The organism is Actinomadura gamaensis (genome assembly GCF_042652125.1).
Lineage (GTDB): Bacteria > Actinomycetota > Actinomycetes > Streptosporangiales > Streptosporangiaceae > Spirillospora > Spirillospora gamaensis.
In genome coordinates, this window is record NZ_JBHSIT010000011.1 from 39193 (window position 1) to 60298 (window position 21106).

At 74.2% G+C, this 21106-nt stretch carries 20 protein-coding genes and 1 pseudogene; 13 read left to right on the top strand and 8 right to left on the bottom strand.

The window, feature by feature from the left end:
• Positions 1 to 425 precede the first annotated feature (425 nt).
• Both ACFPCY_RS32275 and ACFPCY_RS32280 read right to left on the bottom strand, forming a co-directional pair.
• Complete coding sequence (locus ACFPCY_RS32275) at positions 426 to 1448, bottom strand: AraC-like ligand-binding domain-containing protein (RefSeq protein ID WP_378261537.1); 1023 nt, start codon at positions 1446 to 1448, stop codon at positions 426 to 428.
• 26 nt (positions 1449 to 1474) lie between these two features.
• The gene (locus ACFPCY_RS32280; protein ID WP_378261539.1) at positions 1475 to 1603 is read right to left on the bottom strand and encodes a hypothetical protein; all 129 of its coding nucleotides are present in this window, start codon (positions 1601 to 1603) and stop codon (positions 1475 to 1477) included.
• 259 nt (positions 1604 to 1862) lie between these two features.
• Here ACFPCY_RS32280 and ACFPCY_RS32285 point away from each other — a divergent pair, with 259 nt between their 5' ends.
• The 4 genes from ACFPCY_RS32285 to ACFPCY_RS32300 all read left to right on the top strand — a co-directional run bounded on the left by ACFPCY_RS32285 (position 1863) and on the right by ACFPCY_RS32300 (position 6256).
• Positions 1863 to 2666 (top strand): hypothetical protein, encoded by an 804-nt coding sequence (locus ACFPCY_RS32285; protein WP_378261541.1) that lies wholly within the window; start codon positions 1863 to 1865, stop codon positions 2664 to 2666.
• Between the two features lie 387 nt (positions 2667 to 3053).
• Positions 3054 to 4445 (top strand): NAD(P)/FAD-dependent oxidoreductase, encoded by a 1392-nt coding sequence (locus ACFPCY_RS32290; protein ID WP_378261543.1) that lies wholly within the window; start codon positions 3054 to 3056, stop codon positions 4443 to 4445.
• Between the two features lie 333 nt (positions 4446 to 4778).
• Positions 4779 to 5375, top strand: coding sequence for a papain-like cysteine protease family protein (locus ACFPCY_RS32295; RefSeq protein ID WP_378261545.1), 597 nt, complete (start codon positions 4779 to 4781; stop codon positions 5373 to 5375).
• The gene (locus tag ACFPCY_RS32300; RefSeq protein ID WP_378261547.1) at positions 5372 to 6256 is read left to right on the top strand and encodes a hypothetical protein; all 885 of its coding nucleotides are present in this window, start codon (positions 5372 to 5374) and stop codon (positions 6254 to 6256) included. The genes ACFPCY_RS32295 and ACFPCY_RS32300 overlap by 4 nt, the downstream gene beginning before the upstream one ends.
• Here the strand turns inward: ACFPCY_RS32300 and ACFPCY_RS32305 are convergent.
• Both ACFPCY_RS32305 and ACFPCY_RS32310 read right to left on the bottom strand, forming a co-directional pair.
• On the bottom strand, positions 6195 to 7340 hold the full coding sequence (locus ACFPCY_RS32305; RefSeq protein ID WP_378261550.1) for a LysR family transcriptional regulator: 1146 nt from the start codon (positions 7338 to 7340) through the stop codon (positions 6195 to 6197). The two genes, ACFPCY_RS32300 and ACFPCY_RS32305, sit on opposite strands and share 62 nt — an antisense overlap.
• A 329-nt stretch (positions 7341 to 7669) precedes the next feature.
• Positions 7670 to 8110, bottom strand: a complete 441-nt coding sequence (locus tag ACFPCY_RS32310; RefSeq protein ID WP_378261552.1) for a VOC family protein — start codon at positions 8108 to 8110, stop codon at positions 7670 to 7672.
• A gap of 160 nt (positions 8111 to 8270) precedes the next feature.
• Between ACFPCY_RS32310 and ACFPCY_RS32315 the strand changes: the two genes are divergently transcribed.
• The 5 genes and pseudogenes from ACFPCY_RS32315 (at position 8271) to ACFPCY_RS32335 (ending at position 13130) form a co-directional block, all read left to right on the top strand.
• On the top strand, positions 8271 to 8858 hold the full coding sequence (locus ACFPCY_RS32315; RefSeq protein ID WP_378261554.1) for a M15 family metallopeptidase: 588 nt from the start codon (positions 8271 to 8273) through the stop codon (positions 8856 to 8858).
• Positions 8859 to 8896: 38 nt separating this feature from the next.
• Entirely contained in the window at positions 8897 to 10027 is a 1131-nt protein-coding gene (gene alr / locus ACFPCY_RS32320; RefSeq protein WP_378261556.1) for an alanine racemase, read from the top strand.
• Positions 10024 to 11007 (top strand): D-alanine--D-alanine ligase family protein, encoded by a 984-nt coding sequence (locus tag ACFPCY_RS32325; RefSeq protein WP_378261558.1) that lies wholly within the window; start codon positions 10024 to 10026, stop codon positions 11005 to 11007. Before alr ends, ACFPCY_RS32325 begins: the two co-directional genes overlap by 4 nt.
• A 241-nt stretch (positions 11008 to 11248) precedes the next feature.
• Positions 11249 to 11908: pseudogene (locus ACFPCY_RS32330) on the top strand (response regulator transcription factor); the annotation flags it as partial.
• Positions 11909 to 12008: 100 nt separating this feature from the next.
• The gene (locus ACFPCY_RS32335) at positions 12009 to 13130 is read left to right on the top strand and encodes a sensor histidine kinase (RefSeq protein ID WP_378261561.1); all 1122 of its coding nucleotides are present in this window, start codon (positions 12009 to 12011) and stop codon (positions 13128 to 13130) included.
• Here ACFPCY_RS32335 and ACFPCY_RS32340 read toward each other — a convergent pair.
• Together ACFPCY_RS32340 and ACFPCY_RS32345 are read right to left on the bottom strand one after the other, a co-directional pair.
• Positions 13114 to 13449 (bottom strand): STAS domain-containing protein, encoded by a 336-nt coding sequence (locus tag ACFPCY_RS32340; protein ID WP_378261563.1) that lies wholly within the window; start codon positions 13447 to 13449, stop codon positions 13114 to 13116. The genes ACFPCY_RS32335 and ACFPCY_RS32340 overlap by 17 nt on opposite strands.
• A 357-nt stretch (positions 13450 to 13806) precedes the next feature.
• The gene (locus ACFPCY_RS32345) at positions 13807 to 15060 is read right to left on the bottom strand and encodes a serine hydrolase domain-containing protein (RefSeq protein WP_378261565.1); all 1254 of its coding nucleotides are present in this window, start codon (positions 15058 to 15060) and stop codon (positions 13807 to 13809) included.
• A gap of 113 nt (positions 15061 to 15173) precedes the next feature.
• Here ACFPCY_RS32345 and ACFPCY_RS32350 point away from each other — a divergent pair, with 113 nt between their 5' ends.
• The 4 genes from ACFPCY_RS32350 to ACFPCY_RS32365 all read left to right on the top strand — a co-directional run bounded on the left by ACFPCY_RS32350 (position 15174) and on the right by ACFPCY_RS32365 (position 19119).
• Positions 15174 to 16328 carry a sensor histidine kinase gene (locus tag ACFPCY_RS32350; protein WP_378261567.1) on the top strand — a complete coding sequence of 385 codons (1155 nt, stop codon included), beginning with the start codon at positions 15174 to 15176 and terminating at the stop codon, positions 16326 to 16328.
• On the top strand, positions 16316 to 16957 hold the full coding sequence (locus ACFPCY_RS32355) for a LuxR C-terminal-related transcriptional regulator (protein WP_378261569.1): 642 nt from the start codon (positions 16316 to 16318) through the stop codon (positions 16955 to 16957). Before ACFPCY_RS32350 ends, ACFPCY_RS32355 begins: the two co-directional genes overlap by 13 nt.
• Positions 16958 to 17029: 72 nt before the next feature.
• Complete coding sequence (locus ACFPCY_RS32360; RefSeq protein ID WP_378261571.1) at positions 17030 to 18454, top strand: sensor histidine kinase; 1425 nt, start codon at positions 17030 to 17032, stop codon at positions 18452 to 18454.
• Positions 18451 to 19119 (top strand): response regulator transcription factor, encoded by a 669-nt coding sequence (locus tag ACFPCY_RS32365; RefSeq protein ID WP_378261573.1) that lies wholly within the window; start codon positions 18451 to 18453, stop codon positions 19117 to 19119. Before ACFPCY_RS32360 ends, ACFPCY_RS32365 begins: the two co-directional genes overlap by 4 nt.
• 94 nt (positions 19120 to 19213) lie before the next feature.
• On the opposite strand, the gene ACFPCY_RS32370 is transcribed toward ACFPCY_RS32365, so the two are convergent.
• Together ACFPCY_RS32370 and ACFPCY_RS32375 are read right to left on the bottom strand one after the other, a co-directional pair.
• Positions 19214 to 20026, bottom strand: coding sequence for an ABC transporter permease subunit (locus tag ACFPCY_RS32370; protein ID WP_378261575.1), 813 nt, complete (start codon positions 20024 to 20026; stop codon positions 19214 to 19216).
• Complete coding sequence (locus ACFPCY_RS32375; RefSeq protein WP_378261577.1) at positions 20023 to 20961, bottom strand: ATP-binding cassette domain-containing protein; 939 nt, start codon at positions 20959 to 20961, stop codon at positions 20023 to 20025. The genes ACFPCY_RS32370 and ACFPCY_RS32375 overlap by 4 nt, the downstream gene beginning before the upstream one ends.
• Positions 20962 to 21106 lie beyond the last annotated feature (145 nt).

Genomic DNA, 21106 nt, shown 5'->3' on the forward strand with positions numbered 1-21106 from the left:
GGGTGGCCGTCAAAGCACCACGCCGCGCTCCTCACGTCGCGGGCGCAAGCCCTGACCAGCCCTATGCCCGCCCGACTCCCTGCACGTCCACCAGGCCGCGGCGACGGCGTGCGCGACGCGGGCACGGCCGGTGACACGGGACGACCGTTCGAATCGGACGCCACCTTCGTCATTTTCCGGTTACCGCATCATCACTCACCGCCTGGCAGTCGCGCACCGGGCTTGCACGCTCGACTCTTCCCCGACCTGTGCAGGCGGCTTTCCCCGACCTGTGCAGGCGGTAGTGGATGCCGGCCGGGCCGTCCAGTGCGCCGACTTCGACGTCGTCAACGGCACGCTGGACCTCACCAGCCACCACAAACCGCCGGACCCGAAACAGCCCGCAGCCACCGATCCCGCCTGACGCACCGGGTCCGCTCGGCCGGCTATCGGGGTGGGGACGCCTCGCCGCCGTCCGCTGCTCCGCGGTCACGGTCGCCGTCGCCGTCGTCGCCGCTGGCGCGGACGGCGAGCGCGCGGTGCCGGTAGTCGCCGGGGGCGATGCCGTAGGCGGCGCGGAAGGTGCGGCTGAAGGCCGTGGCGTTCGTGAACCCCCAGCGCGCGGCGATGGCCTGGACCGGCTGGTCGCGCAGGCGCGGGGAGGCGAGGTCGGCGCGGCAGCGTTCGAGCCTGCGCCGCCGGACGGACGCCGCGACCCCTTCGGGCCGGTCCTGGAAGAGCGTGTAGAGCGTCCGCAGCGAGATGTGGTGCCGGTCGGCGATCATCCGGGGGGTGAGGCCGGGGTCGGCCAGGTTCCGGTCGATGAACCCGTCGATCCGGCGGAGCAGGGCGTGCGCGCGGACCTCGGCGGGCGGCTCGGGCCGGCGTCCGAGTTGCTGGACGATGCTCGCGGCGGTCAGCTCCACCGCCATGTCGCCCAGGGCGGCCAGGCTGCCGGCGGGGGCGCCGGGGCCGTTGGCGGTGAGCGAGAGCAGGAAGTCCGACAGGACGGCCGCCAGCCCCTCACCGGCCGGGACGCGCCGCGCGAGCAGGCGGTCGACCTGCTGGGACGGCAGCGGCATCGCGGCCTTGGGGATCTGCAGGACGACGACCTCGACGTCCCGGCCGTCCAGCCCGGAGCCGGATTCGTACGGGCGGGAGGTGTCCCACAGCGCCATCTCCCGGGACCGCAGCACCGCCTCGGCCCCGCTCTGCGCGAACCACGCGGTTCCGCCGAGCACCAGGCCGAGCTGGTACTGCTCCGGATCCCCGGCGCGGATCAGTCGCGGCGTCCGGCGGGACCGGAGCGGGGAGTAGGCGAACCTGGACACCTGCATCGGCCCGAGGTCCAGCAGCGTCCCTTCGGCGTGGAAGCTGGCCGAGTCGAGTGGGCTGAACTCCGACGGCATCAGCACGCGGGACACCGTCTCGGTGAACCAGCCGACCCTGTCGGCCCCCGACCCGGGCATCGGGGCGCCGGCCGAACCCGCGGCTGTCAGCCCGCCAGGCCCCGCGCCTGGCCCGCCGCCTTGCCGCCCGCCAGGCCCCGCGCCTGGCCCGCCGCCTTGCTGCCCGCCAGGCCCCCCGCCTTGCCGCTCGCCTTGCCGCCCCTGCGGCGCTTCATCTGCCGCCATGCGCACGGGGTGCACGGTACAAGACGCCACCGACGTGCGACGATCCGCGCCCGGCGCATCGGCGCACGCCTTGCACAGCCATGTCGCACGTAGCGCACACATCGGCATGATCCGCGTGCTCTAGGGTCTCCCAGTGACCTGACGGCCCGGCGCGAGGCGACTCCGCCGCAACCCGAACAGACCGCACGGGGGTTCGGCCTGTTCCCAAGCCGTCACTTCTCACCACTCACCTGTTTCGAGGAACACCACATGAAGATGAAGCTGACCGTGCTCGCCGCGGGCACGCTGGCCGCCGCCGTGACCGGAGGCGTCACCGCCGCCTTCGCCACCACGTCCGGCACCGCGGCTCCCGTGTCCGCCGCGCGGCCCGCGCCGGACGGCGTGGACGCCGCCGCCGTCCGCTCGGCGCTCAAGCCCGGCCGGACGCTGAAGGCCGGTCAGTACCTGCGCTCGTCCAACGGCCGCTACAAGCTGGTCATGCAGGCGGACGGGAACCTGGTGGTCTACCGCGGTTCCAGCTCCATCTGGAGCTCGCACACCTGGGTCAAGGGTTCGTCGGCGACGATGCGCACCGACGGCGACCTGGTGGTGGCCAAGGGCTCGCACCGGTACTGGAACAGCCACACGGCCGGGCACAAGGGCGCCTACCTCTCCCTCCAGAACGACGGGAACGCCGTCGTCTACCAGGGCCGGACGGCGCTGTGGTCCAGCTACCAGTGGATCAGCACCCTCCCGAGCGGCGTGACGCTCTACCCGTACCAGAAGGTCATCTCGCAGAACCGCGCCTGGCAGCTGCGCCAGGAGCCGGACGGCGACCTGGCCCTGTACCGCTACGGCAAGCGCGCCTGGCACACCGGCACCTCCGGCCACAAGGGCGCCTACACGGTCATGCAGGCGGACGGGAACCTGGTCGTCTACAGCAAGGGCAAGGCGATCTGGTCCACCCACACCTGGCGTAAGCCCACCTGGCTCGCCGTCCAGAACGACGGCAACGTGGTCGTCTACACGACCGGCATGAAGGCCCTCTGGGACCGCTACCACGGCAAGCACTGACCTCCGCCCCGGCCCCGCATCGCCTCCGCCCCGGCTCCGCCCCGGCCCCGCATCGCCTCCGTTCCGGCTCCGCCCCGGCCCCGCATCGCCTCCGTTCCGGCTCCGCCCCGGCCCCGCATCGCCTCCGCCCCGGCTCCGCCCCGGCCCCGCATCGCCTCCGCCCCGGCTCCGCCCCGGCCCCGCATCGCCTCCGTTCCGGCTCCGCCCCGGCCCTGCATCGCCTCCGTTCCGGCTCCGCCGCGCCTCCGCCCCCGCCGGTGATCAGGTGACAGGAGGGTCACCCGAGCTCCGTTGACCCCGCCCGCGGGCGGCGCTCATCCTGGCTGAGGGAACTACTCACCGTGACCGGTGGGGTCGCCAGCGTCGCCGCCGGAAGGGGAGCCGCTCATGGGAGACGTGGACGACCACGCGATCGTCATCGGCGCGGGCGTCGCCGGGGTGCTCACCGCTCGGGCGCTGGCTCGCCGCTTCGCGCGCGTCACCGTCATCGACCGCGACGCGTTGCCGGAGCGCGAGCCCGCGTTCCGGCCCGGTCTCCCGCAGTCCCCCCAGATCCACGCGTTCTGGAAGCAGGGGGTCGACTGCGCCGAGCAGCTCCTTCCGGGGCTGACGCGGGAGCTCGCCGTCCATGGCGCGCACCAGCTCGTCGTCCCGCGGGACTTCCTGTGGCTGAGTCCGGCGGGCTGGTTCCCGCGGGTTTCGGGCGCGGCCGACCTGACGTGCAGCCGCGTCCTGCTCGACTGGATCCTGCGGCGCATGGCGAACCTGGACGAGCGCATCGAGTTCCTGCCCGAGAGCGAGGTCACGGGACTGGTGGCCACTCCCCGCGGGGACGGCGTCCGGGGCGTGCGCGTGCGCATCGCGGGTTCCACCGAGGCCCAGATCCTCACCGCGGGCCTGGTCGCCGACGCGAGCGGACGCCGGTCCAACGCGGCCAGGTGGCTGGCCGAGCTCGGGTATCCCGCGCCCTCGGTGGAACGCTACGACGCCGGTTTCGGCTACTCCAGCCGCTACTACGAGATGCCCGACTCCCCGGCACGGGACTGGAAGGCCATCTACATCCAGACGAGCCCGGGCACGCCCCGCGGCGGCGTGGTGGTCCCCGTCGAAGGCGACCGGTGGATGGTGACCCTGCTGGGCTGCGGCGACCACGTCCCGCCGACCAAGGACGACCAGTTCCTCGACTACGCGCGCAGCCTGCGCAGTCCCGTCCTGTACGAGGCGATCCGCAGGGCCGCGCCCCTGTCGGACGCGCAGGCGTTCCGCAACACCGCCAACGAGTGGCGGCACTACGAGTCGCTGGACCGCCGTCCGCGCGGGTTCCTGGTCCTGGGCGACGCCCTGTGCCGGTTCAATCCCGTCTACGGCCAGGGCATGACGGTCGCGGCCATGTCCGCCAAGGCCGTCGCCGACATGATCGAGGGCATGAGCCCGGCCCGCATCCACCGCGAGTCCGGGCGGCTGCAACGGGTGGCCGCCGCGCAGTCGGCCAACGCGTGGGGCCTCGCCACCGGCGAGGACCTGCGCTTCCCCTGGACCGAGGGACGTCCGCCGGGGACGATGGTCAAGCTCCTGCACCGGTACATGGACCACGTCGTGGCGGCGGGCGGCGTCGATCCCGCCACCTGCCGGACGATCTTCCAGGTGTTCGGCATGACCGCCCCGCCCGCCGCCCTGTTCGCCCCGGCGGCCGTCGCCCGCGTCGCGGCCCGCTGGAACGCGGCGGCGGCCTCCTCACCGCTGGCCGCGTCCCCACCCCCCGCCCCGTCCATCGCCTGACCAGCGAGGTACACCGCCGGACGGCCCGCGACGCCGATCCGGGGTTTTGTTCCGCCGTTCCGAGGGGTTAGGGCGCAGCCGGATCTCCGGTCGCGGGGATGGCGCGCCGGTCCGGCCGCGCCTTCGGGGTGGGCTGGGAATTACGCGGGGCGGGGTATCGCGCCGTCTTATGGCCTGTTGGCATTACCGCCGAAATGTCTGGCCTGTGACTGTTGGAGTGAACCACCGCCCGCGTGCGTGAGTTCCCGCCCGGTTTCCCCCGGCGCCGGCGGGGACGCGGACTCCCCCCGCGCGGGCGGCACCCCGAACGCCGGGAGAACAGGCAGGAACCGGATGAGAACACGTACCCGGTCCGGCAGGGCGTCCGCCTGGCGGCGGCTCGCCTGCGGGCTGCTGGGCGTGGCCGCCACCGTCGCGGTGATGCCAGGAGCCGCCTCGGCGGGCGACCTCAACATCAACCAGCAGGTGCAGCAGCAGGACGAGTGGTGCTGGGTCGCCAGCGGCCTCACCATCGCCAAGTTCTTCGGCAAGGGCAACATCAGCCAGAACGACTTCTGCGCCCTGGCGCACGGCTACCCGCGGGGCTCGTACTGCCCGAACCAGCCCGGCGAGCTGCAGGACGACCAGGTGGCGTTCCAGCAGCTCGGCATGTCGCCCGGACAGGTCACCGGCGCGCTGAGCTTCCAGGAGGTCGCCGGCGAGATCGACGCGCAGCGGCCGATCCAGACCGGCATCTACTGGAGCAGCGGCGGCGGCCACTCGCAGGTCATCTACGGATACGACGCGTCCAGCGGGACGATCGCGTACGGCGACCCGTGGCCGTCGAGCCCGCGCTACAGCGAGATGGCCTACCAGGACTACGTCCAGAACTACGAGTTCAGCTGGGCCGAGGCACTGTCCGGCGAGTCCGGAGGAGGTTCGCCGCGATGACCAGGCGACTCAGCTCGACGGCCGGCCGCGCCGGATCCGTCACCACGGCGACGGCCGCGCGGACCGGACTCGTGGCCGCCGCGGCGGCCATCGGCGCCGGCGCGTCCCTCGTGCTCGGGGCGGGCCCGGCGCTCGCCGCGCAGGGCGGGCAGGGCGGTGCTCCGACGCCCGCCGACCTCGCCGCCGCGCAGAAGGTGGCGGACGGGCAGGCGACGCACGACCGGCTCGCGTCGTTCTTCGTCCACCTCGACCAGCGCAACGCGGGCAAGCTCATCACCAAGTCCGCCGACGCGGCGGCTGCCAAGGCCAAGGCCCCGCAGATCACCGGGGGCGCGCAGGCGGTGTACACGCTGAACCCCGCGTTCGTGCGCGGCACGGCGGGCGCGCCGGTCGCCACCTTCGCCTACCTGGCCGTCCCGGCGCGGTCGGCGACGGGTCAGCAGGCGAGCGTGTGGCTGACGAAGGGGACGCACGGCTGGCGCGTCCTCAGCATCACCTCCGGGACCGAGGAGACCGCCTACCCGGCCCGGGGCGCCGCGGGGACGGTCTTCACCGAGCCGCAGATCCACGCGTGGTACCGGCTCGACAGGGGCACCGTGACCGGGCTCGACAAGGAGGCCGTGACGTCGGTCGGCAAGGGCGTGTCGCTCGGGGCGTACCAGCGGCTGGTGCACGCGCGGTACGGCGACAAGCTGCCCGGCTCGGCCTACGCGCGCGAGGGCAAGCTCGGCGGCTTCCAGCCGTCGACCGGAGTGCCCGCGGCGCGGCACGGCCACGGCTCCGCGCTCGCGGTCACGGTCCTGGGCGGCGGCGGGCTGGTCATGGCGGCCGGATCCGCCCTGGCTCTGCGGCGGCGGTCGCGGCGTTCCACGACCGCCTGAGCGGGATCTGACCCGCCGCTCCGCCCGGGTCGGCGGGCGGTTCCCCGGACGGCGCGCCACGTCCGGGGAACCGCTCGCCCTCCGGCCGCGCCTCCCCGGCGACCGCCGATGCCCGCCCCTCGGACGCCGCGAAGGGCAGGGCGGGGTGCGCTTCGGGGTGCGCGTCCCACCACTCGGCGTACAGGGAGTGCGCGCGGACGAGGCGCAGGTACGCCTCGCCGAGCGTGTCCAGCAGCCGCCGCGCCGCCGCGCCCGCCTCCGGACGCCACATCAGGACGAGCCGCTGCCCCAGCGGGTCGCCGGTCAGCCGGCGGAACACGATGCCCTCGCGCGGCCCGGCCGTCGGCTGGTACACCCCGATCGCGCGTCCGGACCGGATCAGCGACGCCGCGATCTGCCAGTCGGTGGACCAGTAGCGCACCCGCGGCTGGAACCCCGCCGCCGCGCAGGCGGCCCGGAAGTAGGCGGGCCACGGCCCGTCGTCGAGCGGGTCGTCGATCCAGTCGAGGTCGTCCAGCTCGGCGAGGTCGAGGGTGTCGCGGCTCGCGAGCGGGCTGGCCGAGGACAGCCCGACGAACAGGGGCTCCTTCTCCACCAGGACGAACCGCTCCACGTCGGGCGGCGGCGGGTCCGTCCGGCCGAGGGGCTCCTGGAACAGGCCGAGGTCGAGCCCGCCGGACGCGAGCAGCGGCGGAATCCGGCCCGCGCCCGGATCGACGCGCAGGTGCAGCGACGGCGCCAGCGTCTCCAGGTCGTCGCCGAGCAGCGTCAGCGCCGGGCACGCCTGGATCCCGACGCGCAGCACCTCCGGGTCGGCGCCCGGCCGCGCGCCGAGCGAGGCGTTCAGGTCGTCGATGCACGACAGCGCGGCGCGCGCCCGCGCCACGACCTCCGCCCCGACCGGGGTCGGCCGCACGCCCTCCGGCGACCGCTCGAACAGCCGGACGCCGAGGTGGGTCTCCATCCGGCGCAGCATGGTGCTCACCGCGGGCTGGGTGAGGCCGAGGCGTGCCGCCGCCTTGTTGATGCTTCCCGCCGAGGCGATCGCTTCGATCACCCGGAGGTGGTGCGGGCCCAGTTCCACGCGTCGCTCCTCATCGCGTCGCACGGCCCCGACAGTGACCAGATGCTAACTCCGATGCCCGCGATGCGAAATCCCCGCACGGCGGCGGCACGAGCACCCGACCGTAAGCGCTGCCGGACGGCCACGCGCGTCCGGCCGCGGGCTCCCGGACGGCCATCCGCGCGTTCGGCCGCGGGCTCCCGGACGGCCACGCGCGTCCGGCCGTGCGGGCTCCCGGACGGCCACGCGCGTCCGGCCGCGGGCTCCCGGACGGCCATCCGCGCGTCCGGCCGCGGGCTCCCGGACGGCGCGGGCGGGCGTAGGGCCGCCCGCGCCGTCCGGGACGGTGCTCAGGAGAGCTGCTCGGCCAGCCCGACCAGCACGCCCTCCGGCCCGCGGACGTAGCAGAGCAGGTAGCTGTCCTCGAACCGGCCGATCTCGCCGACGAGCTCGCCGCCGTGGGCGCGCAGGCGCTCGACGACGTCCTCGATGTCCTCGACGGCGAACATGACGCGGTGCAGGCCCAGCGTGTTGGGCGGCAGGACCTTCGGCTCGGGGGCGGTCGCGGCCGGGGTGTGGTACCTGGTCAGCTCCAGCCGGCCGGGCCCGTCCGGGACGCGCATCATGACGATCTCGCTCCGGAGGCCCTCGAACCCGATGAGGCGGCCCGCCCAGTCGCCCTCGATCTGCGCCCTGCCCTCCTGCTCCATGCCGAGTTCGGCGAAGAACGCGACGGCCGCGTCCAGGTCCTCGACGACGATGGCCACGTTGTCCATGCGCTGGATCGCCATTGGTGCTCCCTGATCTCGTGGGCCGCGGCCTTCCGCGCCCCTTCGTCCCATGGACGGAGCCGATCCGCGCTTCTCGACACATCCTGGGGAAGCGCGTGTATCGCTGGTGTATCAGAAAACGCGTACGCCTCCGCAACGGTCTCGCGTCTTCAGTGGAGGCATGAACCACCGTGAATCGTCCCGTCCCTCCCTGGCGATCAGCGCGGAGGTCCTCGCGGCCGCGACCCGGCTCATCGCCCTGCTGCTCGTGCCGGTCGCCTTCTGCCGCGCGCCGCGGCGGGCCGCCTTCCTGGCCTGCCAGTGGGCGCTCGGCCTGCGCTTTCCCGCCGAGGACCTGCGCGGGCTGACGCCGGAGACGCTGGCGGCGTTCACCCACGCGCGCGCCGAGGCGTTCTGGCGCGACGGGCAGCTGATCGGCCTCACCTCGGGGTACCGCGACGCGGCGGAGCAGCAGCGGATCTTCGCCGAGGAGGTGCGGCGCACCGGCTCGGTGGCCGCGGCGCTGCACCGGGTGCTGCCGCCGGAGAGATCCGGTCATGTGCGGGGGATCGCCCTGGACGTCCGGCCGACCGAGGGCGCCCGGTGGCTGGAGCGCAACGGCGGCCGGTACGGGCTGTACCGCGTCTACGACAACGAGTGGTGGCACTTCGAATACCGGGCCGTCGAGCCGGTCCGGTTGCCCCATCCGGGCGCGCCGAGTTGGCATGACGCGCCCGCACGCTGTCAGATCTATGCCGATGAGTCCTGAAATGACGAATTGCGTACCGAGGGCCCCAGGAGGCAGCCATGAACCGGGTCGCGGTCGAGGCGGAGCGCCGGTCGGACACCTTCCGGCCGCCGACCCTGCAGACGCTGCCGGCGGCGGTGGCCGCGAACGTGGCGCGGGTCCGGGCGCGGACGCGGAGCACGATCATGGCCGTGGTCAAGGCGGACGGTTACGGCCACGGGGCCGTCCCGGTCGCCCGGGCCGCCGTCGCCGCCGGCGCCGAGTGGCTCGGGACGACGAGCATCGCCGAGGCCCTGGCGCTGCGCGCGGCGGGCCTGACCGTGCCGATCCTCACCTGGCTGCACCCCGCCGGGATCGACGCCGATGAGGCGTCCGCGGCCGGGATCGACGTCGCGGTCAGCTCGGTGGACGAGCTCGCCGCGCTCGTCGCGCGGGCGGGGACGGCCGTGCGGATCCATCTGAACATGGACACCGGCATGGCCCGCGGCGGCTGCCCCCGCGGGCAGTGGGACGAGCTGGTGGACCTCGCGCTGCTCGGCCGGCGGGACGGCAAGGTCCACGTCGCGGGCGTCATGGGCCACCTGCCGCTGGCCGACCAGGCCGACCCGGAGGCGAACGCGTCCGCGGTCGCCGCGATGCGCGACGCCGTCCGGACGGTCCGGGCGGCGGGTCTCGGCACGCCGCCCGCCCACCTGGGCGCCACCGCGGGGGCGCTGACCGACCCGGCGACCCACTTCGACATGGTTCGCGTCGGGGCCGGGCTGGTCGGGATCGACCCGTCCGGAACCGTGGAGATGCACGGCGCGTCCCGCCTGACCGCGCCGGTCGTCCACACGGCCGCCGCCCCGGCCGGGACGCCGGTCGGTTACGGCGGCACCTACGTCACCGACCGCGCCACCCACCTGAGCGTCCTGCCCGTCGGGTACGCCGACGGGATCCCGCGGGAGTGCTCGCCCCAGGCGGGCGTCGAGATCGGCGGACGCCGCTTCCCGGTCGCCGGGCGGATCTCGATGGACCAGATCGTGATCGACACCGGCTCGGCGTCCTTCCCGGCGGGCACGGTCGCGACCGTGTTCGGGCCGGAGGGCGGCGCCACGCCGTCCATCCACGACTGGGCGCGCTGGGCCGGGACCATCCCCCACACCATCGTCAGCGGCATCGGGCCGCGCGTGAGAAGGAGCATCGCATGACACGGCGGATCGTGGTGATCGGCGGCGGAGAGAGCGCCGAGCACGAAGTCTCCCTGGCCACGGCCACAGCGGTCGCGAAGGCGCTGCTCTCCACCGGCTTCGACGTGGACGAGCTGACGATCGGCCGCGACGGGACCTGGCGGCACGGCGTGGAGGCGCTCGGCTCGTCGGCGGCCTCGTCCCTGGCGGGGGCGCTGGCCGTCATCGAACGCGCCGACGCCGTCTTCCCGGCCGTGCACGGGCCGTCCGGCGAGGACGGGCGGCTCGCGGCGCTGTGCGCGCTCGCGCACACCCCGGTCGTCGGCTCGGGCCTGCGCGCCGGGGCCGTCGGCATGGACAAGTGGGCGACCAAGCTCGTGGCGGAGGCCGTCGGCATCCGCACCGCGCGCGGCCGGCTGGTCGCGGCGGACGAGATCGACACCGTCGAGTTCGAGACCGAGGCGGTGGTGAAGCCCGTCTCCGAGGGGTCGAGCTTCGGCGTCGCCCTGGCGCGGGACGCGGCCGAGCTGCGCGAGGCGCTGCGCGTCGCGGCGGGCTTCGACGACCGGATCCTGATCGAGGAGGTCGTCCGGGGCCGGGAGGTCGACGTGGCCGTCCTGCTGGAGGCGGACGGCCGCCGGTGGGCGGCGCCGCCGCTGGAGATCCACTCCGACGGCCTGTTCGACACCCGGACCAAGTACGACGGGTCGGCCCGGTTCAGCGTGCCCGCCGATCTCGGCGACGCCGACCTGGCGGCCGTCACCGAGGCGGCGCTGCGGATGTTCGACGCGCTCGGCTGCGCCGGGGTGGCCCGCGTCGACTTCTTCCTCACCGCCGAGGGGCCCGTCCTCAACGAGGTCAACACGATGCCGGGGATGACGGCCGAGTCGCAGGTGCCGCGCATGTTCGCCGCGGCCGGCGTCTCCTACGAGCAGCTCGTCGAGCGCCTGGTGGACGCCGCCGCCGTCCCCGCCCTCGGCGGCCCGAATCCGGCCGGGTAGCGCCCCTCGGCGGACGGGGAGCGTCGCCACTCGGCGGCCGGGGAGCGTCGCCCCTCGGCGGACGGGGAGCGCCCCCGGCGGTTCCGCCGCCGCCGGTTCACGGAGCCGGTCGCGCCATCGGCGTGGCCGGCCCGCAACGGCGCACGCGCCGTTCCCCGGCTATTCGAAATGGCTTCGGCAAGCTCGTATTCCGCGGGATTCACATATGCCGGCGATATGCCGCGTTGCTTAGCCTGGGGGCATGCGCGTACTGATCGTGGAGGACGAGCCCTACCTGGCCGAAGCCGTCCGGGACGGCCTGCGGCTGGAGGCGATCGCCGCCGACATCGCCGGTGACGGCGACGCCGCCCTGGAGCTGCTCAGCGTCAACTCCTACGATCTCGCGGTGCTCGACCGCGACATCCCCGGACCGTCCGGCGACGAGATCGCCCGGCGGATCGTCGCGTCCGGCAGCGGCCTGCCGATCCTCATGCTCACCGCCGCCGACCGGATCGACGACAAGGCGTCCGGGTTCGAGCTCGGCGCGGACGACTACCTCACCAAGCCGTTCGAGCTGCGCGAACTCGTGCTGCGGCTCCGCGCGCTGGACCGCAGGCGCGGGCACGCCCGCCCGCCGGTCCGGGAGATCGCGGGGCTGCGCGTGGACCCCTTCCGCCGGGAGGTCTTCCGCGACGGACGCTACGTCGCGCTCACCCGCAAGCAGTTCGCCGTCCTCGAAGTCCTCGTCGCCGCCGAGGGCGGAGTCGTGAGCGCCGAAGAGCTCCTGGAACGGGCCTGGGACGAGAACGCCGATCCCTTCACCAACGCCGTCCGCATCACCGTCTCCGCCCTGCGCAAGCGGCTCGGCGAGCCATGGATCATCGCGACCGTGGTAGGCGTGGGCTACCGCATCGACACCGCCGCAGGAACGGGAACGGAAACCGGCACGGAAGCCAGTGCGGGAAACGCGGCGGAAAGCGGCGTGAATAACGGCGCGGATATCGGCAGGGCCGGGGACGCGCGTGGATAGGCGTCCGGGGCTGAGCGTCCGGCTGAAACTCACCATCAGCTACGCGGGCTTTCTCCTCCTCGCCGGTGTGCTCCTGCTCGCCGTCGTGTGGGTGTTCCTGCTGCGGTACGTCCCGTACCACGTGCCATACACGCCGGGCGGTTTCATTCCGAACCGCACCGTGCTCCAGCGCGCCTTCGTCCCGCGCGCGGCGATGGCGCTGCTCTTCCTGCTCGTGTTCGGCGTCCTCGGCGGGTGGATCCTCGCCGGGCGGATGCTCGCGCCCCTCACGCGGATCACGGACGCGGCGCGGATGGCGGCGAACGGGTCGCTGTCCCACCGGATCCGCATGGAGGGCCCCGGCGACGAGTTCCGCGAGCTCGCCGACGTGTTCGACGCCATGCTCCACCAGCTCGAAGCGCACGTCACCGAGCAGCAGAGATTCGCGGCGAACGCCTCCCACGAGCTGCGCACGCCGCTGGCGATCTCGCAGGCCCTGCTCGACGTGGCGCGCAGCGATCCCACGCGGGACCAGGGCGAGCTGCTCGAACGCCTCCACACCGTCAACACGCGGGCGATCGACCTCACCGAAGCGCTCCTGCTGCTCAGCCGCAGCGAGCGCCGGAGCTTCACCCGCGAACCCGTCGATCTCTCCCTCATCGCCGAGGAGGCGACCGAGACCCTGCTCCCGCTGGCCGAACGGCGCGGGATCACGCTCGACGTCACCGGCGAGCCGACCCGGACGCCCGGCTCGGCGCCGCTGCTGCTGCGGATGGTGACGAACCTCGTCCAGAACGCCATCGTGCACAACCTGCCGGCGGACGGCACGGTGACGGTCCACACCGAGGCGCATCCGGACGGGAGCCTGCTGCGCGTGGAGAACACGGGCCCCTACGTCCCGCCCGATCTGCTGCCGACCCTCACCGAGCCCTTCCAGCGCGGGACGGAGCGGATCCGCACCGACGAGCACGCGGGGGTCGGGCTCGGGCTGGCCATCGTGCACAGCATCGTCCGGGCCCATGACGGGACGCTCGAACTGGCCGCGCGTCCCGCCGGGGGCCTCCTCGTCACGGTGCGGCTGCCCAGCGCGTCCCAGTCCCGGCCGTCCGGGCGCCGCTTCACGAATCCGTCGTGAGGACGGGCGGGTAGACGGCGAAGCGCGCCTCGGTCCGGGTGATCTGCAGCAGCCGCCGGACCCGGGGAGCGGGGGTGGCCAGGAGGAGGAGCCGCTTCTGCGCGCGGGCCTGCCGCTGGGCGAACAGCAGCACGGTCAGGCCGCGGCCGTCGATGAACCGCACCGCGGACAGGTCCACGGTGATCTGGCCGCCCGGGCCGTCCAGGAGCGCCTGGAGGCAGCGTTCGAGGGCGGGGGCGGTGGCCAGGTCGAGGACCCCGGCCACGCTGACCAGCCGTCCGGTGGGCTGGCGGCTCACTCTGAGATGCACCTGCTGCATGGCGGCCCCTTCCGGCGCAAACACCGACGAGCCCGCCGCCGCGAGGGCGCGGGCCGTACTGGATGTGCCGGAACACGTGCTGCCAGGGGCCGGGGCGGTCGTGCCACGGCGGTCCCGGACGGTGCGCCGGTTCGCCGTGGCCTGAGCGTTGTGTCCCGTGTGATGCGGTTGGCAGTCTAGTGAGCCCCATGGGCCCGCGTGGGCGCATCCGCCGAACGTCGCCACGAGCCTTCGCCGGGGTCGCCGGCCCGCGGCCCGTGGCTCCCACCATCCTCCCGGCGGCGGATCCCGCCGGGCAGGGACGTTGGCCCTGGACTCGGGGGCCGATCGCCGGACCCGGCGGACGCCGCCGTCCCGTCAGTTCCGCGCGGGCGCACCGTTCGGAGGGGCGCACAGGGCGTCCTCGACCAGCCTGCTTTCGGCGGCCGAAACCTTCAGGACGTGCTCGTCCGATTCGGCGATCGTGCCGGTGAGCGACACCGCGACGCTCCGGCGTCCGTCGGCGCTGACACCGACCGCGGTGATCCACCCGGAGTCGCCGCCCTCGTGCCCCCAGTACCTGCCGCCGCACGACAGCGGGCGCGAGAACAGGCCCAGCCCGTCGCGGGCGCCCGGCATCAGCGGCTGGAACCGCTCGCCGACGCGGACGGTCCGCTTCATCTGCGCGAGCTGCGCCGGACGCAGGAGCCGTCCGCCGAGCAGCGCGCGGAAGAACGCGTTGAGGTCGGCGGTGGTGGAGACGAGCCCGGCCTCTCCGTTGAGGCCCATGCTGACCTGCTCGGTGACGTCCGTGAGCGGCTCGCCGGGCCGGAACCGCTGGTAGCTCCTGGCGAACGGCCGCGGCAGCTCCGGCGACGTGCCGGGCCAGAAGGTGTGGGCGAGGCCGAGCGGCCGGACGATCCGGTCCCGCACCTCCGCGTGCCAGGGGTGCCCGGTGACGCGCTGGATGATCATGCCGAGCAGCACGTACCCGGTGTTGGAGTAGACCCAGCCCTTGCCCGGCCGCGCGAAGTCCGGGCTGTGGCCCATCGCCCCGGCGACGATCTGCTCGGGCTCGACCAGGTCGTACCGGCGCTTGGCGAAGTCCGCCGCCGAGGCGTAGTCGGGCGGGTAGACGTCGTGGACGCCGCTGGTGTGCTGGAGCAGGTGCCGGATGGTGATCTTGCCGCCGTCGTTGCCGTTGCCGGATACCACACCGGGCAGGCGGCGGTCGACCGGGTCGTCCAGCGACAGCCTGCCCTCGCCGGCGAGTTGCAGGACGACCGTGGCGACGAACGCCTTGGTGACGCTGGCGATCCGGAAGTAGCCGTCCGCGGGGACCGGAGTGCGGGTCTTCAGGTCGGCGACGCCGCTGGTGGCGGTCACGTTCCGGCCGCCGGCGTCCACTACGCGGGCCTGCACTCCGGAGACGCCGAGCGCGGTGATCGCGTCGGCGTCGCGCTTGAGCTGCCGCTCCTGCTGGAGCGGGGTCCGGTCGCCCGCCTGCTGCGCGGCGCTCGTCCCGGACGCGCAGCCGGTCGCGAGCGTTCCGGCCATGAGGGCGGCGACGGCCAGGTTCAGCCGGACGGTCACGGCGCGCCGCCGCGACGGGTGGAGAAGCGATCTCGTCATGGGCGCCGACGCTAGGTCGGGCGGGGCGAACCGAACGATACGGTCCGCTACCAGGAAAAAGGGGTAGTGGGCTGTAGTGCCGGACGCGGACGCCATCGCCCACACTTGGGCGGATGAAGCACCGACTCGCCGGACGGCTCACCGCGACAGGGCGCGGCCTGGCCTACCTGCTGACCAGCCTGTTCACCGGGACGATCGCCCTGGTCGGGCTGCCCGTCGTCGTCCCTCCGGCGACGGCTCGCGCGCTGGCGTCCGGGCGTCGCCGCAGCGCGAACCGGCTGCTGCGCGCGCCGCGTTCCGGTCCTGTCGGCGTCGGCGCGCGGCGCGTCCTCGGGTGGCTCGTCACCTACATCGTGACGAGCCTGGCGTTCGGGATCGTCACGGTCATGGTCGCGGGAAACGCGCTGGCCACGGCCGTCACGCTGCCTCTGTGGCGGGCGCTGCCGCCGGGCACCCGCGCGGGCGGCTTCGCCCTCGGCGTCCCGCTGTCGGGGTGGGGCACGGTGCTGACGCTCGGAGTCGCGCAGTTCGTCGTTCTCGCGGGCTTGACCTGCTGGATCGTCCCGCCGCTGGCGCGGCTGCACGCGCGGATCTGCGTCGCGCTGCTGTCGCCCTCGACCGCCGAGCGGCTCGCGCGGCGGGTGGAGACGCTCACCGAGACGCGCGCCGGGGCCATGAACGCGCACGGCGCGGAACTGCGCCGGATCGAACGCGACCTGCACGACGGCACCCAGGCCCGGCTCGTCGCGATCGCGATGCGGCTGGGCGCGGCCCGCGAGTCGCTGAGCGAGGACCCGGGGACGGTCGCCAGACTGCTGCGCGAGGCCCACGAGACGACGGAGGAGGCCATGACCGAACTCCGGGAGGTGATCCGGACGATCTACCCGCCGATCCTCGCCGACCGCGGCCTGGCCGGAGCGCTGACCGCGCTCGGCGCGCAGTCGCCGATCGACACGGCCCTCGACGTGGACGACCTCGGCGCGGTCCCCGCCGCGGTCGAGGCCGTGGCGTACTTCACCGTGGCCGAGGCGCTCACCAACGCCGCCAAGCACAGCGGCGCGACCCGGATCACCGTCCGGGTCGGTCGCTCGGGCGACCGGCTGACGGCCGAGGTCACCGACGACGGCGTCGGCGGCGCGGACGAGACGCTCGGCACCGGCATCGCCGGCATCCGGCACCGCGTGCTCGCGCTCGACGGCGCCGTCCGCCTGCACAGCCCGGCCGGCGGCCCGACCACGATCACCGTGAGCCTGCCGTGCGGGTCGTGATCGCCGAGGACAACGTGCTGCTGTCCAGCGGGCTGGAGCTGCTGCTGTCCGCCCGGGGGTTCGAGGTCGCCGCCATCGCCGCGGACGCGCCGGGCTTCGTCGCCGCGGTCGAGGAGCACCGTCCGGACCTCACGATCGTGGACGTCCGGCTGCCGCCGACCTTCCGCGACGAGGGCATCCACGCCGCGCTCCAGGTCCGCCGCCGGCGGCCGGGCCTGCCGGTGCTCGTGCTCTCCCAGTACGTCGAGCGGCAGTACGCGGGCGAGCTGATCTCCGACCGGCGCGGCGGCGTCGGCTACCTCCTCAAGGACCGGGTGAGCCGGGTGAGCGAGTTCGTCGACGCGCTGCGCCGGGTGGCCGAGGGCGGCACCGTGATGGACCCGGACGTGATCGCGCAGCTCCTCACCGGCCGCGCGCGCGACCCGATCGCCGCCCTCACGCCGCGCGAACGCCAGGTGCTGGCCCTGATGGCCGAGGGCAAGGACAACGCCGAGATCGCCCAGCGGCTCGTCATCACCGAGAACGCCGTCCACAAGCACATCGGCAACATCTTCGCCAAGCTCGGCCTGTCGCCGGACGACAGCGGCCACCGGCGCGTCCTCGCGGTCCTGACCTACCTCAGCCGCTAGCGCTCCGGCCGGCGGGCGGTCGCTTACTTTCGGCAGTGATGGGGCGGCGGGGACGGCTTGTAGCGTGGCCGCGTGTTGCGGACTGTCAGAGATGTACTGATCTGGGTGGTTCTGGCCGTGCCGGTGGTCGTCGGCGGCCTGGTCCCCTTCAAGGGGACGGACTGGCGCTGGTGGGTGGCGCTCGCCGGGGTCGGGATCATCGGGGCCGCGGTGTTCGGACGGATGCGTCCCCGGCTCGCGCTGCTGCTGATGCTGGCGCTCACCGTCGTCCAGGGGAACTTCGCGTTCGCGGTGCCGGTGATGGCCTACCTGACCGGACGGCGCGGCGATCAGGTCCGGTCCGTGGTCTGGCTGTTCGCGGCGGTCTGCGTGGGCGGGACGGCGCTGAACCTCCTGCGCGGGATCGACGTGACCCGCTGGTTCCCGCTGACGATCTGGCTCGTCCTGCTCGGGGTGCTGCCCTGGCTGGCGGGACGGTACCGCAAGCAGTACGGGGAGCTCGTCCGCGCGGGCTGGGACCGGGTCGAGCAGCTCGAACGCGAGCAGCGGATCGTCGCCGAGCGGGAGCGGCTGCGCGAGCGCGCCCGGATCGCGCAGGACATGCACGACTCGCTCGGGCACGAGCTGGCGCTGATCGCCGTCCGGGCCGGGGCGCTCCAGGTCGCGGCCGACCTGCCGGAACGGCACCGCAAGGAGGTCGCCGAACTGCGCGCCGGAGCGGCGGACGCGACCGACCGGCTGCACCGCATCATCGGTCTGCTGCGCAACGAGCCGGACGGGTCGCTCGCCGAACTGGTGCAGCGTGCGGCCGCGTCCGGGATGGACGTCCGGCTGGTCGAGGACGGGGTTCCGGTCGATGAGCGGGCGGCGTACCGGGTCGTCCGGGAAGGGCTGACCAACGCGGCCAAGCACGCGCCGGGGGCGAAGGTGCTGGTGCGCGTGGACGCGTCGTCGGTGTCCGTGACCAACGGCCCGCCGAGCGAGAAGCCGCTGCTCAGCGGAGGCGGGCGCGGGCTCGCGGGGCTCGCCGAGCGGGTGCACGAGCTGCGCTCCGGGGAGACGCCGGACGGCGGGTTCGAGGTGAAGGCCGTCCTGGCGCGTCCGCGCGAGGAGCCGCCGGACGAGCTGGCGCGGCGCAGGCAGCAGGTCCGGCGCGGGCTGCTGATCACGGTCGCGGTCCCGGCCGGGCTGCTCGCGGCGCTGTCGGCGGTGATGGCCGGCTACTACGCCTACGCGAGCCTCAACTCGGTGCTGGAACCGGCCGACTACGCCGCGCTGGACGTCGGGCAGCCGCAGCGCGAGGTCGAACGCGTCCTGCCCCGGATGGACCTGATCGGCGCCGACGCCGACCGGGTGCGCTCGTTCCCGCCCGCTCCCGCCGGAGCCCGCTGCCGCTATTTCCGGTCGGACGGGAACCCGCTGGGCCTCGGGGAGGTTTACCGGCTGTGCTTCCTGAACGAACGGCTGGCGGCCAAGGACGCGAGGACGGCGGGATGATCAGAGTGCTGCTCGCCGACGACGAGGCGATGATCCGGGCGGGGGTGCGGGCGATCCTGTCCGCCGATCCGGGCGTCGAGGTGGTCGCCGAGGCCGCGGACGGGCGGGCCGCGGTGGAGCTGGCCCTCGCCCACCGGCCCGACGTCGCGCTCCTGGACATCCGGATGCCCCGGCTGGACGGACTGTCCGCGGCGGCCGAGCTGAGGCGCGCCGTCCCGGCCGTCGCCGTCGTCATGCTGACCACGTTCGGCGAGGACGAGTACATCGAGCGGGCGCTGGCGGACGGCGCCGCCGGGTTCCTGCTGAAATCCGGGGACCCGCACGAGCTGATCGCGGGCGTCCGGGCCGTGGCGGACGGCGCGGCGTACCTGTCGCCGCGGGTCGCGCAGCGGCTGATCAGCGAGTTCGGCGGCGGACGGCTGACCCGGCGCGCGGCGGCCCGGCGGCGCATCGCGGTGCTGTCACCGCGCGAGACCGAGGTGCTCGCGCTGGTCGGAGCCGGAATGTCCAACGCGGAGATCGCCGCCCGGCTGCACGTCGTCGAGGGGACCGTGAAGGCCTACGTGAGCGCCGTGCTCGCCCGGCTGGACGTCCGGAACCGCGTCCAGGCCGCGATCATCGCCTACGAGGCGGGGATGGTGCACGAACCCGGCGACCCGCCGTAGCAGCGGATCGCCGGGTCGGCCAACGCGCGTCAGGCGGACGCGGGTCAGGCGTTCGCGGTCGGTCAGGCGTCGCGGCGCGTCAGGCGGACGCGGGTCAGGCGTCGCGGCGGGTCAGGATGTACCGGGCGGCGAGCAGGGCCGCCGCCGTCCACGCGACCAGGACGAGCAGCCCGACCGAGCCCGGGTACGGGGCGTCCTCGGCGATGCCCATGAACGTCCGTCCGGCGCTGCTGGGCAGCGACTGCGCCAGCGGGCGCGTCACCACCGGGCCGGTGAGCAGCATCGGCGCCGCGAGCAGGCCGAGGAACGCCGTGGTCAGCGCGCCCGCCGTGCTGCGCAGCAGGGTCGCGAGGCCGAGCGTGAAGACGCAGATCAGCACCAGGTACACGGTGAGGGACAGGACGTCGGACGACGCGTCCGCCCAGTTGAAGCGGCCCCAGTCGCCCAGCGCCACGCCGGCGGCGAGCGTGCCGAGCGCGCCGAGCAGCAGGCCCAGCGGGACGACCACGGCCGTGATGACGAGCGCCTTGGCGGCCAGGACGCGTCCGCGCGGCGGCACCCAGGTGAGCGTCGGGCGGATCGTCCCGGACGCGTACTCCCCCGTCATCGCCAGGATCGCCAGGGCGATCGGGACGAACTGCACCAGGTCGACCGCGCCGAGCGCCGTGCCGCTGACGGACACGACGCCCTGGTCGTCCGATGTCAGGGTGTTGGTGTTGTTGTCCACGACCGACCGGCCGAGGGTGAACGTCATGATCCCGGTCAGGCCGACCGACACGGCGAGCGCCCACCACGTCGAGCGCAGCGACCAGAGCTTCGTCCACTCCGCCGCGCAGGCGTTCCGCAGGCTCGCGCCGGCTCCGGCCGTGGTCCCGTCCCGCCGCGCGTCCGCGGTCACGGCGCTCATGCCCGCGCCTCCGCCACGCCGAACTCCACGCTCGCGCCGGTCAGTTCCATGTACGCCTCCTCCAGCGAGCGTTTCCGTACGCTCAGTTCGAACAGCGGTATCCCGGCCTCGTGCGCGAGCAGCCCGATCCTCTCGGCGGACACCCCCGGCGCCCCGGCTCCCGCCCTCGTTCCGTCGGACACGGTCAGCTCGCCGTCCGGCCCGGCGGTCACCGCGAAGCCCGCGGCGGTCAGGCGGGCGGCAAGCTCCCCCGAGCGCGGGCTGCGCACCAGGACCCGCGTTCCGGACGCGACGACCTCCCCGATCGGCGCGTCCGCCAGGAGCCGCCCGCGCCCGATCACCACGAGCCGGTCCGCCGTCAGCTGCATCTCGCTCATCAGGTGGCTGGACACGAAGACGGTCCGTCCCTCGGCGGCGAGCGACCGCATGAGCCGCCGCATCCACAGCACGCCGTCCGGGTCGAGGCCGTTCACCGGCTCGTCGAACATCAGCACCGCCGGATCGCCGAGCAGCGCGCCGGCGATGCCGAGCCGCTGCCCCATGCCCAGCGAGAGCGTCCCCGCGCGCCGGCGGGCGACCGCCTCCAGGCCGACGAGCTCCAGCACCTCGTCCACGCGCCGTCCGGGGATGCCGTTGCTGCGCGCCGCCGCCAGCAGGTGCGCCCGGACGGACCGTCCCGGATGGACGGCCTTGGCGTCCAGCAGCGCGCCCACCTCGCGGAGCGGATGCCGCAGCTCCGCGTAGGGACGGCCGTTCACCAGCGCCGTGCCCGCGGTCGGCCGGTCGAGCCCGAGGACCATCCGCATGGTCGTCGACTTCCCCGCGCCGTTCGGGCCGAGGAAGCCGGTCACGCGTCCGGACGCGATGTCGAGCGTCAGGCCGTCCACGGCCGTCCGCTCGCCGAACCGCTTGGTCAGACCGTTCATCGTGATCATGCGGTCCACGCTAGGAAGCGGCCCCGCCCCCGCGAAGCGGACGAACGGCACCTCCGGCACCCCACTTTCGTCAGCAGGACGCGGAGAGGCCGTCACTCCCCCGGACGACCCGGGGAAGTGACGGCCCGAGGAAGTGACGGCCTGA

Bases quoted from the DNA above. Each gene is read 5' to 3' on its own strand.
- ACFPCY_RS32300 (WP_378261547.1), top strand. From the start codon at position 5,372: ATGACCAGGCGACTCAGCTCGACGGCCGGCCGCGCCGGATCCGTCACC.
- ACFPCY_RS32295 (WP_378261545.1), top strand. From the start codon at position 4,779: ATGAGAACACGTACCCGGTCCGGCAGGGCGTCCGCCTGGCGGCGGCTC.
- ACFPCY_RS32345 (WP_378261565.1), bottom strand. From the start codon at position 15,060: ATGACGAGATCGCTTCTCCACCCGTCGCGGCGGCGCGCCGTGACCGTC.
- ACFPCY_RS32375 (WP_378261577.1), bottom strand. From the start codon at position 20,961: ATGATCACGATGAACGGTCTGACCAAGCGGTTCGGCGAGCGGACGGCC.
- ACFPCY_RS32350 (WP_378261567.1), top strand. From the start codon at position 15,174: ATGAAGCACCGACTCGCCGGACGGCTCACCGCGACAGGGCGCGGCCTG.
- ACFPCY_RS32310 (WP_378261552.1), bottom strand. From the start codon at position 8,110: ATGGCGATCCAGCGCATGGACAACGTGGCCATCGTCGTCGAGGACCTG.
- ACFPCY_RS32280 (WP_378261539.1), bottom strand. From the start codon at position 1,603: ATGAAGCGCCGCAGGGGCGGCAAGGCGAGCGGCAAGGCGGGGGGCCTG.
- ACFPCY_RS32290 (WP_378261543.1), top strand. From the start codon at position 3,054: ATGGGAGACGTGGACGACCACGCGATCGTCATCGGCGCGGGCGTCGCC.
- ACFPCY_RS32370 (WP_378261575.1), bottom strand. From the start codon at position 20,026: ATGAGCGCCGTGACCGCGGACGCGCGGCGGGACGGGACCACGGCCGGA.
- ACFPCY_RS32315 (WP_378261554.1), top strand. From the start codon at position 8,271: ATGAACCACCGTGAATCGTCCCGTCCCTCCCTGGCGATCAGCGCGGAG.
- ACFPCY_RS32285 (WP_378261541.1), top strand. From the start codon at position 1,863: ATGAAGATGAAGCTGACCGTGCTCGCCGCGGGCACGCTGGCCGCCGCC.
- alr (WP_378261556.1), top strand. From the start codon at position 8,897: ATGAACCGGGTCGCGGTCGAGGCGGAGCGCCGGTCGGACACCTTCCGG.
- ACFPCY_RS32340 (WP_378261563.1), bottom strand. From the start codon at position 13,449: ATGCAGCAGGTGCATCTCAGAGTGAGCCGCCAGCCCACCGGACGGCTG.
- ACFPCY_RS32275 (WP_378261537.1), bottom strand. From the start codon at position 1,448: ATGCCCGGGTCGGGGGCCGACAGGGTCGGCTGGTTCACCGAGACGGTG.
- ACFPCY_RS32325 (WP_378261558.1), top strand. From the start codon at position 10,024: ATGACACGGCGGATCGTGGTGATCGGCGGCGGAGAGAGCGCCGAGCAC.
- ACFPCY_RS32365 (WP_378261573.1), top strand. From the start codon at position 18,451: ATGATCAGAGTGCTGCTCGCCGACGACGAGGCGATGATCCGGGCGGGG.